Genomic DNA, 11,069 nt, shown 5'->3' with positions numbered 1-11,069 from the left:
GTGGATGTGGATTGCGGGTTGGGGTTTGGCTGGAGTCATGCGCTGGCGCACAGGGTTTGTGTGTCGGGTGATTCGGTGGTGTGGACCGACCATGAGAACCGCTCGACCACCCTGCCCTTGCCGACTTCTGCTCGACCCGCGATTACCAACAGCCTGGCGGAAGCGGCGATCTACTTGGGCTCGGCTCCTGATGAACTGGTGCTGGCCCAGGCGTCGCGGTTCTATCACTTTCGCGACGGTGTGCTGACTGCGATCAGCGATGCGTATGACAACCGCCTGCGCATTTACCGTGATCGCTCCGGGCGAATTGAGCGGTTGGATAACGGTGCTGGTCGCTCGCTGCTGCTGCGTTATGAGCTGGATCGAATCGTGGCGGTGGACTACCAGGTGCATCGCGCCACAGGGCATGCGCCCTACGTGTGGGAGACCGAACAGAACCTTGTTTCCTACGCCTATGACGAAGACGGACGACTGGTTTGCGCGACCAATGCTGTCGGGGAAAGCGAGCGTTATCGGTACGACGATCAGCACGTCATTCTTGAACGCCAACTGGCCGGTGGGGCGAGTTTCTTTTGGGCATGGGAACACGCTGGCAAAGCGGCGCGTTGCGTCCGGCATTGGGCAAGTTTTTCCCAGATGGACACGCGTTATGCCTGGGGCGATGACGGCCACGTCACCGTGCATAACGCCGATGGCAGCCAGGAAGTGTATGTCCATGACCAACGGGCGCGATTGGTGCAGCGCATCGATCCGGACGGCGCCACGCACTTTAAATCCTACGACGACCAGGGGCGGCTGACCGTCGAGCAAGACCCGATGGGCGCGGTGACGGCCTATCAGTATGACGACGCCGGACGCTTGGTGGCGCTGTTTCCGGGGGAGGATGAGCCGACATCCTACGAGCATGACAATGGATTCGTACGGGTTGTGCGCCGTGGTGAGGCGGTCTGGAAATATGAGCGCAATGTTCAGGGCGATGTCATCCGCAAGACTGACCCGGATGGCAATTCGACTGACTACAGCTATGACAAACATGGGCAATTAATTGGGGTTTGGTATCCCGACAGCAGTTGTCATCGGCTGGTGTGGAACGAGCGTGGGCAGTTGCTTGAAGAGCAATTGCCCCATGGTGGGATCAAGCGTTATCGCTATGACGATCTGGGACGACAGGTTGCCCGTGAGGATGAGCATGGGGCGCTGACCCAGTATCAGTGGGACGCCGCAGGTCGCTTGCTGAAACTGATCCAGCCAAGCGGCGATTGCAGGGAATTCAGCTACAACCCCTACGGCAAAATCATCGCCGAACGCGACGAACTCGACCACGTCACCCGCTACGAATACGAAGGTGGCCTGCACCTGATCAGCCGCCGCATCAACGCCGACGGCACCCAGGTCAAGTACCGCTACGACAACACGCGTCTGCTGCTCACCGAGATCGAAAACGAAGCCGGCGAAACCTACCAACTCGACTACCACCCCAACGGCCTGATCCGCCAGGAAACCGGCTTCGACGGCCAGCGCACCGCCTACGCCTACGACCTCAACGGCAACCTGCTGGAGAAGACCGAATACGGCGACGATAACAGTCAGCTAATCACCCGTTACGAGCGCGACCACGCCGGGCGCCTCGTACGAAAAACCCTGCCCGATGCCAGCGTTGTCGACTATACCTACGACCGCCAAGGCAACCTCCTCAGCGTCGAAGACGGCCACTGGGCGTTGGCCTACGAGTACGACCGCCAAAACCGCCTCACCGCCGAACACCAAGGCTGGGGCACCCTGCGCTACGGCTACGACGCCTGCGGCCAGCTGAAAAACCTGTGCCTGCCGGACAACAACCGCGTCACCTTCAACCACGACAAAAGCGGCCACCTCGCCACCGTCGAACTCAACGGTGAAGTGCTTACCTCGCATCTGTTCAAGAGCGGCCGAGAGCATCAACGCCAGCAAGGCCAACTGCTCAGCCACTACCACTACGACGACCAGAGCCGCCTACACGCCCACGCGGTAACCCAACAGCAAAACCATTTTTACCAACGCCAATACGACTACGACAAATCCGGCAACCTCACCCGCCTGCTCGACACCCGCAAAGGCGAACACCGCTACCACTACGACCCCCTCGCCCGCCTGACCCGCGCCGATCACTCCCAAGACGTCCAGGAACGCTTCGCCCACAACCCCGCCGGCAACCTGCTGATGCAAGACCGCCCCGGCCCGGACATCGTCGCGGCCAACCGCCTGATGATCCAGGGCGACCGCCATTACGACTACGACGCCTTCGGCAACCTCATCCGCGAACGGCGCGGCAAGGGCCAGCAACTTGTCACTGAGTACCGCTACGACTGCCAGCATCGGTTGGTCGGGGTTACAACGCCCAACGGCGAAACCGCCAGTTATCGCTATGACCCGTTTGGGCGGCGCATCAGCAAAACCGTGGAGGGCAAAACCACCGAGTTTTTCTGGCAAGGCGACAAGCTGATAGCCGAACACCATGCAGAGCGCCATCGCAGCTATCTTTACGAACCCGACAGCTTCCGCCCATTGGCGCTACTGGAAGGCTTCGGCCCACCAGCCACCACGCCCTACCACTACCAACTCGACCACCTCGGCACCCCGCAAGAACTCACCGACACCGAAGGCGAGATCGTCTGGTCCGCCCACTACCGCGCCTACGGCCAGATCGCTCGGCTCGACGTGGGCAAAATCGACAACCCGCTGCGCTTTCAGGGTCAATACTTCGATCAGGAAAGCGGACTGCACTACAACCGCCATCGCTACTACAATCCGGATATTGGCCGCTACCTGACACCGGACCCGGTGAAGTTGGCGGGGGGGATCAATGGGTACCAGTACGTGCCCAATCCGACGGGATGGGTAGACCCGCTAGGCTTGAATTCATGCCCTGGCGGTGATGGGTGTAAACCCAGTACTAGCGCCCAAAACACTGCGGCAAGTGTTAACCATGGAGAACCGGCCCTACCGCAACTGACCCGTGCGCAGCGGCAAGCGAGAATTGATGAGCTTGCAGAGGCAAACGCCTATAAACATTTAGATGAGCTTGAAAAAGCGACACCCGGAGCACACTTTTTAGAGAAGCACGGAAAGCAAACGACACTCGCGTCTCAACTGGAACGATTACAGACGGCTAAAAACCCAACTACAGGAATAGTCGAATACTTCACATCAGGACCAAGAGCAGGAGAGCCGAAATACCCACCTGCTTCCACTCACTTTCTCAGTCATAGAGATCAACTGAATGCAATATATCGAGCTCAACTAATATTCAGAAGAAACGGGCTTGCCCAGTCTTTAAAGCCGATGCACATGGGGAAAATTGTGGGTGAAGGGTACTCTGGGAACGAAATGCAATACAGCCAACAATCCAAGGCACGAGTAATACTGAATAGCGCTGGCCAACCCAAAACAGCTTATACGGAATTATGACGATGAAAACGAAAGCACCTAGCATGTCAATAATTCGCGGCTTGCTATTCACCTATGACATTGAGAACACTGACGATTTAAAGAGAGAGGAGCGGATCGCATCTGTAGACGCAAACAACGAAAAAGAGCTCGTCGAACTTTTTAACGACCTGACCAAGCCAGAGTTTTTGATATACACCAGACCAGAGCAAGATTGGTTTATTAGCTCAATCGAACACTTCTTAGAAACTGGCGATAGCTTCGACAGTGCATTCAAAACCATGACAACTTATTTTAGCACTGAGATAGCTGACCAACGACAATTCATGCGAGTGCTACTGCGCTGTTTGTATTACTACAAGCTAGAGACCGAAGCGGGCGAACGAATCTAAGCAAATAAACAACCTCCACAGAAAAGGAAAGCTCTATGCAGTTAAGCACGCAGTTTAAAAGTCATCGCGCGCAATTCGCTGTACTAAATGAGGTAACCACCAGAGCAGAACGCAACCTACCGCCTTTTACCGGGGAAGATTACTACGGCAACCCAGTTGTCCGAATCGAAATGCAGGGTTGCGGAAGAGGATACATACCAAACCCTTCTGACCGAAACAATCCAATACTTGATGAAAACATGGATGCAGCGATCGCAAAATTTGATCGCGAAACCAAAGAACTTTATACCGTATTCCCTGTGAGTAATGACCAATGCTGAAACACCCTTTTCTAGATATCCCGTACGCACCGAAACTTCGGCACTTACTCAGCCCGTTCGATATTTATGATCGCGAAGAGACTTTAGGTGAAGATCTTGCAGGTTACGACATCAACCTTGACACAGACAGAGAGCGACTGATCAAAAAATACATAATTGAGAAATCTTCAGATCTAAGCTATCGACATCGCAAGGTCTTATGCGACAAATTGGGGGATGCACTTAGCGACGAAACCTATGATTTTTCACTCTTATTGAGGCAGGCTCCCGGCTATTATTGCAACCTGCCTTTCGGATGGGGAGAAATGGAAAATCCAAGAGGTTTTTTCGAAGAAATCTACAGATTAACTAATGAGCTGTGGAAAGACGACCTCCAAAAAGCCAGCCTCGAAGACCCTTCTACATGGTGACTTCCACATTGAATACACCGAGTACTCAATGTGGGAGGGGGCTAGCCCTAATGCCGGTCAGTTAGAGCGTCATCGTCACCTGTTGTAGGAGCGAGCTTGCTCGCGAAAAACGTCAACGATAACGTGTGTTGCCTGAATAAACGCGGCGCCTGTGAATTTTTCGCGAGCAAGCTCGCTCCTACACATGCTTTTAACAGACTGACATCAGGGTTTGCCAACATTTAGCTTCGTTTCGAAATCCAGCGATCTGATCAGCGCGGGCCAGCCAATGCATGTGCAAACTGCCCCATCACAATCACCCCCGAATACCGATCAGTCAAGCGAACACAGCGCTCAAATCAACAAAGATCAAATGTGGGAGCTGGCTTGCCTGCGAAAGCGGTAGTGCAGTGACACATGCAGCGACTGACACACCGCCTTCGCGGGCAAGCCCGCTCCCACAGGGGATCTGCGTTTACCTGGCTGGCATTCCTCCCACATTTAAACCCGCTTCGTTCGATCTGATCAGCGCTTGGAAAGCTCCATAATCATCCGACTCAACAAATAAACCCGCGGCACCACACTCTCCACCTCGGCATATTCCTCCGGCGTGTGAATATTGCCCCCCACTATCCCAAACCCATCCAACGTCGGCGTGCCTACCCCGGCGGACAAGCTGGCATCCGCCGCGCCGCCGCTGCCTTCGATGGTCAACTTGCGTCCCAGTTCGCCATAAATCCCTTGGGCCATCGCCACCAACTTATCCGACTCGGCCGTCTGTGGCATCGGTGGCAGGCCGCGCTGCAGGCTGGTTTTCACTTCGGTTTCCGGGATCAATTTGTTGGCTGAAACCCGGGCCAGGTCTTTCTCGATCCGGTCGAACTCTTCCGGTAAGGCCGCACGCACGTCGGCCTTGGCGGTGGCCTGGTCAGGGATGACGTTGGTGCGGTCACCGGCCTTGAGCACGGTGAAGTTGATGGTGGTTTTCTTGTCTTCATCGCCCAGCTTGCCCAGTTGCAGGATCTGGTGTGCAGCTTCCATCGCGGCGTTGCGTCCCAGTTCCGGGGCGACGCCGGCGTGGGCGGCCTTGCCTTTGACTTCGACCACCGCGGTGGCGCTGCCTTTGCGCCACACCACCAGGCCGTCGGCGGGGCGGCCGGGTTCCAGGTTCAGGGTCACGTCGTGGCCCTTGGCAGTGTTGCGGATCAGTTCGGAAGCGGCGTCGGACCCGGTTTCTTCGCTGGCGTCGAGCAGGAAGGTGATCTGCGCGTAGTCCTTGAAGCCCTGGCTTTTGAGGACTTTGAGCGCGTAGATGCCCGCGACGATGCCGCCCTTGTCATCCATCACGCCGGGGCCGTAGGCGCGGCCGTCCTTGATGTGGAAGGGGCGCTCGGCAGCCGAGCCTTCCTTGAATACGGTGTCCATATGGGCCATCAACAGGATCTTGGCCTTGCCGGTGCCTTTGAGGGTGGCAACCACATGGCTGTTATTGGCGGCTTTATCCGGCACCCGTTCGATGGTGAAACCCAACTGTTTCAACTCATCCACGGCGATATCGCGCACTTGGGTCAGGCCCGGCTCGTAGCCTGAACCCGAGTCGATATTCACCAGGCGCTCCAGCAGCTTCAAGGCTTGGGCCTTGTATTGTTCGGCCTGTTGCTGGATCTGTTTATGAGGCTCGGCGCTGTAGGCCGGCAGGCTGAAAGACAAGGCCAGGGTAGCGGCCAACAGGGTACGCGGGAAGGTGAAGAGCATGGACCGATCCTTGTTTTTTGTTGGAGGGTGCCCCGCCACCCTACCCCACTAAACTGACCGCAACCAACTGCCCTGTACCGAACTGACCCGGTTGCGCCCGCTGCTCTTGGCCTCGTACAGCGCCTGGTCGGCATCGTTGAGCCAACTGATGGAGTCGGCGTGGCTCGGCTGGTACGGCGCCAGGCCGATGCTCAGGCTCACTCGCAGTGTCGGGTCCTGGGCGTAGGCCAAGGCGTTGAAGCGACCGCGCAAGGCCTCCATCACCTCGGTGGCACGGTTGAGGGGCATGTCTGGCAGGATTACACAGAACTCATCGCCGCCATAACGGCCGGCCAGGTCGGTGGCGCGCAGGTTCTGGCGCAACACCTTGCTCAGTTGGCGCAGGACGATATCGCCGGTCACATGGCCGTAGGTGTCGTTGATGGTCTTGAAGTGGTCGATGTCGATCAACGCGATGGCGGCACCGGCCGGGCCACGGCGGCAACGTTGAAACTCGAGATCCAGATGGTCCTTCCAGGCGCCGTGGTTGAGCAGGCCCGACAGGCTGTCGGTGCGGCTCAAGGCCAGCAGTTCACGTTTATGCCGGGCCAAGGTGACGGCCTGGCGATAGCAGATCCAACCCAGGGCCAGGGGATACAGCATCAGGATCGGCAGGCAGGCATACAGCTGGGCCTGGGTGGTCACGGCGATAAACCCAGGTGTGAACAGCAGCAACGCGGTGCCCAGCCCCAGCGCCTGCGCCGCCCAACCCGCGAACAGGAAGCGCGGCCCGCCGATGGCGACGTTGTTCATGCTCATCATCGACAGGGTGGTGACGCTGGGCAGCGGGTTGAAGTGCATCGCGCCAACCCAGAACCCACCGCAAAAGGAATCGAACAACAGGCTGCGGCGTTCGCTGCGCAAGGTATTGGCCGAGCGCAACGAGCATTGAAAAGCCAGGTGCGGCCACGCAAAGGCATTGATCAGCATCCAGGCCCACACCCACAGGGAGGGGTTCAACGGATACATGCCGAACGCCACGCACACAAAGCCGAGCGTCAGCCCCAGCAGACGAGATTTGTACAAGCGCAAAGCGAGTGGAAGTCCTTTTCCTCCGACGGCTGGCATGGTGGGGGCGATCCTGGGTGAATGCCTGGAGTCTAACAGGGCGACGTCAAATCGCCACTACCGCTTATTGGCTAATACTTCAGTGCGAAAACCCACGTGCCAGCATCAAGGCGACGCCCAGCAGCAACACCGCGGTGATCCGCTGCAACAGCACCCGGCGCTTGGGGTTTTCCAGCACGTGCTTGATGCGCTGGCCGAAATAGCAATACAGGCAACCGCTGGCAAATTGCAGCAGCAGGAAGGTTGCCCCGAGAATGGCGATGTCCGCCGCCGAGCTGTGTTCACCGGCGCCGGCAAACTGCGGGAACACGGCGCTGAACATGATGATGGTCTTGGGGTTGGAAAACCCGGTCAACAGCCCTTTGCCAAACAGGCTGCGCGAGCCCTCCACAGCACCCGCGTTGTTGATCGACACGCCGCTGCTGGTCCACTGCTTGTAGGCCAGGTAGAGAATATAGGCCACACCGACAAACTGGATGGTCTGGGTAATGGCAAGGTTGCCCTTGATCAGTTCCGAGAAGCCCACGGCAAAGATCAGGATGGAAATCAGGTAAGACACACTGGCGCCGATCTGCGCCGGGATCGAACTGCGCAGGCCGTCCTTCAGGCCCAGGCTCAGCAACAACAAGGTCATGGGGCCGGGGCTGAAGGTCATGGTGGCGCAAAACAGCAAAAAGTAGAGAAACGACGACAGGGTTAACGCACTTGTCATGGCCAGGGACCTTGAATTAAGAGAACAACAGCAACGGGGCGAGCGCCTCAAGCGCCCGCCCCAGGCCGGTCAGGCGACGGCGATTTCAGTGGTCAGGGACTCGCGGTACATCACCGCCAGGTCAGCCAGCGCGGCCTTGGCGGTCTGGTTACGGGTTTCGAACGCCACCAGGCCCTTCCAGTTGGTCTCGACAATGGCCTGCACTACATCGGCGTAATCACAGTTACCGTCATGGATCCCGAAGTGCTGGTCTTGCACGCCGTTGTTGTTGCTGAAAGAGATGCCCTTGATCAGGTGGTGATACTTGCGCACCACTTCTGCCGGCAGGCCGTTCTCAATGTTGGCGTGGCCGGCATCGAGGAAGAAGTACACATTGCGGTGGGCTTGCAGGCGCTCGAACACAAAGGCGTATTCCGCTTCATGGGTAAAGATGTAGTGGAACGGCCGATAGTTGACGTAGTTGGACAGGTTTTCCAGGTAGATATCCGTGCCCTTGGCCTCGGCGTATAGCGCCAGTTCCTGCACTGACTTGAGGTAATGCTCCAGGGCAACCTTCTTGGCCATCAGCACCATTTTCGGCTCGACGATGCAACCGCCGTGAATGATCAACGGCGCGCCCAGGCGGCTGGCGATGTCGATTTCTTTCTTCACATACTCCACGGCCGCGCTACGGAAGGCTTCGACATCACTGCCCAACGGCGCCTTGAAGTTGCCGTGGAAAACCGGCTTGACTCCAGTGGCCGCGATTTGCGCCTGCAGGCTTTCGATACGCGCCTCGGTCCAGTCATCGACCATTTCGCCAAACAGGCTGCCGTCGATGTACCAGTGGGTGCAGTCGCCTTCGATGGCGGTTTGCAGGCCCTTTTCGGCACCCAGGTATTTCTGGTGGGCCACACCGGTGCAGAACGGTACGGTGGCGTTGATCAGTTTGCTTTCCATGGAGCGATTCCTTTCGTTGATGGAGTGTCAGGCGAATTGACGTTCAGGAAGATTGATGGCCATGAAATCAGCCTTGGTCACGCCGCAATCCGGGCATGTCCAGTCGTCAGGCACCTCTTCCCAAGGGGTGCCTGCGGGAATTCCGTCCTCCGGAATACCCAATTCTTCTACGTACATAAAACCGCAGGGTGCGCACATATAAGTCTTCATGGAAATGCAGAATCCATTGCTCAGGTGTAGGAAATTTCGCCATCTCCTGGCGAGATGCCGCGCAGTCTAGGGGAGTGGCATTGCGCAAGGCAGGTAAAGTAATGCCTAATCCGGCCTAACTTCACCGGTAAAAGCACCGGCAAACACAAGGACGCGTCATGTTTGTATCCGCCATCGCTTTTGTAGAAGGCACCCCCAAAGTCCAGCAGATCGTCGAAGCGTTCAGCCAGGCCATCGAGAACGGCGAATGGGCCCCGGGCAGCAAGTTGCCATCGGTACGGGAATTGACCCAGGTGCTGGGCGTCAGCAAGTTCACCCTCAATGAGGCGCTGGACCGCCTGCGCGGGCGCCATTTGCTCACCTCAAGCCAGGGCCGTGGCTACTTCGTGGAGATGGACAGCGCCCGGCCGGCGACGGCGACCTGGGTCGACTTGTTGCCCCAGGACCTGCTCAGCGTATTGCGTCGCCCGCTGGTCACCGCCAGTGGCGAACTGCGCCCCGGCGGTGGGCACTTGCCGGAGGACTGGCTCAATGGCGAAGCGATCCGCCAGGCCATGCGCAGCGTGGTGCGTGCGCCGTCGCTGCGCATCGCAGGCTTGGGCACGCCGGCCGGGTTATTACCGCTGCGCCAGGCGCTGCAACAGAAATTGCACGGTGAAGGTTTGTCGGTACCCGTGGAACAAATCATCACCACGCCCAACACCGTACAGGGCCTGGACATGCTCATGCGTCTGCTCGCCCGCCCTGGCGACACGGTGTTGCTCGACGCGCCGTGCTATTTCAACTTCCACGCCAACCTGGCGCTGCACGGCGTCAAGGTTGTCACCATTGATCGCCGCCCCGATGGGTTCGATTTCACGGCCCTCGAACAGTTGCTGGCCGAACACCGCCCCAGCCTTTACCTGACCACCAGCGTTCTGCATAACCCCACCGGGCATTCCTTCAGCCCCAGCCAGGCGTTTCGCCTGCTGCAACTGACCCAGCAATATCACTGCCATATCGTCGAGGATGATCTGTATGGCGACCTGCACCCCAACCCACCCCCACGCCTGGCCGCCGTCGCCGGGCTGGAGCAGGTCACCTACCTGTCAGGGTTCTCCAAGATCCTGAGTGCCAACACCCGCGTCAGCTACGTCGTGGCCGCGCCGCAACTGGCCGCCAACCTCACCAATATGAAATTGATGAGCGGCGGCGTGACCTCCGAACTGTTCGAGCAGATCGTCTACCGCATGCTCAGCGAAGGCAGCTACGCCAAACACCGCAAACGCATGGTGCAGCGCCTGCTGGAAGCCGGAGGGCGCGTCGAACAATGGCTCAAACGCTGCGGGTGCGAACTGCCCATGGCGTATGAAGGCGGGATGTTCATCTGGGCGCGCCTGCCGAAAGGGGTGAACGGCGAACTGCTGGCCCAGGAGGCATTGAAACGCAGCATGGTGCTGGCGCCCGGTGCGTTATTTGGCTACGACCCGGCCCATCGCGATTCAATGCGCTTCAATGTGGCCCACAGTGACGAACCACGAGTGCAGCGGGTGTTTGAGGCGCTGTTGCTGCATGGTGTGGCACACAAAAGCAAAAGCGGCCCAACGTAACCACGATGCGAAGCGAGTAGCTCTTGATCTGCTTTTGATCTTGATCTTAAGCGCCCCGTCAAACCACGCTGGCCGGAATTCGACAGGGATTTGGGGGGTAAACCGGCAGGGATGCCGGTTTAGCCGCCCCGCGCCATGGATGGCGCGTGGCGGCGGCCCCCCAAATCACTGGCGGATTACGGGCACACCGAGCCTAGGCGAGGTGCCGAGTGGTGGGGCAAGAGCCCTTT

The 11,069-nt window shown here is 58.2% G+C and carries 10 protein-coding genes; 5 read left to right on the top strand and 5 right to left on the bottom strand.

Annotation, left to right across the window (positions count from 1 at the left end):
• The 4 genes from CER19_RS05405 to CER19_RS05390 all read left to right on the top strand — a co-directional run.
• A partial coding sequence (locus CER19_RS05405; protein ID WP_133298310.1) for an RHS repeat-associated core domain-containing protein occupies positions 1–3,447 on the top strand: 3,447 nt, incomplete at its 5' end.
• 2 nt (positions 3,448–3,449) lie between these two features.
• Positions 3,450–3,818, top strand: coding sequence for a hypothetical protein (locus CER19_RS05400; protein ID WP_116665651.1), 369 nt, complete (start codon positions 3,450–3,452; stop codon positions 3,816–3,818).
• 35 nt (positions 3,819–3,853) lie between these two features.
• On the top strand, positions 3,854–4,138 hold the full coding sequence (locus CER19_RS05395) for a hypothetical protein (protein ID WP_116665650.1): 285 nt from the start codon (positions 3,854–3,856) through the stop codon (positions 4,136–4,138).
• Positions 4,132–4,548 (top strand): hypothetical protein, encoded by a 417-nt coding sequence (locus CER19_RS05390; protein ID WP_116665649.1) that lies wholly within the window; start codon positions 4,132–4,134, stop codon positions 4,546–4,548. The genes CER19_RS05395 and CER19_RS05390 overlap by 7 nt, the downstream gene beginning before the upstream one ends.
• A 504-nt stretch (positions 4,549–5,052) precedes the next feature.
• Here the strand turns inward: CER19_RS05390 and CER19_RS05385 are convergent.
• From CER19_RS05385 to CER19_RS05365, 5 genes are all read right to left on the bottom strand, one after another.
• Positions 5,053–6,282, bottom strand: coding sequence for a M20/M25/M40 family metallo-hydrolase (locus tag CER19_RS05385; RefSeq protein WP_116665648.1), 1,230 nt, complete (start codon positions 6,280–6,282; stop codon positions 5,053–5,055).
• A gap of 48 nt (positions 6,283–6,330) precedes the next feature.
• Complete coding sequence (locus CER19_RS05380) at positions 6,331–7,389, bottom strand: diguanylate cyclase (protein WP_116665647.1); 1,059 nt, start codon at positions 7,387–7,389, stop codon at positions 6,331–6,333.
• Positions 7,390–7,468: 79 nt separating this feature from the next.
• Positions 7,469–8,101, bottom strand: a complete 633-nt coding sequence (locus tag CER19_RS05375; protein ID WP_116665646.1) for a LysE family translocator — start codon at positions 8,099–8,101, stop codon at positions 7,469–7,471.
• 69 nt (positions 8,102–8,170) lie between these two features.
• A complete protein-coding gene (locus CER19_RS05370; protein ID WP_116665645.1) occupies positions 8,171–9,040 on the bottom strand; it encodes a sugar phosphate isomerase/epimerase in 870 nt (289 codons plus the stop codon).
• Between the two features lie 27 nt (positions 9,041–9,067).
• Positions 9,068–9,250: a rubredoxin gene (locus CER19_RS05365; protein ID WP_116665644.1), complete on the bottom strand. Its 183-nt coding sequence runs from the start codon at positions 9,248–9,250 to the stop codon at positions 9,068–9,070.
• Positions 9,251–9,408: 158 nt separating this feature from the next.
• Here CER19_RS05365 and CER19_RS05360 point away from each other — a divergent pair, with 158 nt between their 5' ends.
• Positions 9,409–10,839 carry a PLP-dependent aminotransferase family protein gene (locus CER19_RS05360; RefSeq protein ID WP_116665643.1) on the top strand — a complete coding sequence of 477 codons (1,431 nt, stop codon included), beginning with the start codon at positions 9,409–9,411 and terminating at the stop codon, positions 10,837–10,839.
• Positions 10,840–11,069 lie beyond the last annotated feature (230 nt).

Source organism: Pseudomonas sp. GL93, assembly GCF_003408955.1.
Lineage (GTDB): Bacteria > Pseudomonadota > Gammaproteobacteria > Pseudomonadales > Pseudomonadaceae > Aquipseudomonas > Aquipseudomonas paracarnis.
Note: the sequence above shows the minus strand (reverse complement) of the source record. Positions and strands in the feature narration are given on the sequence as shown.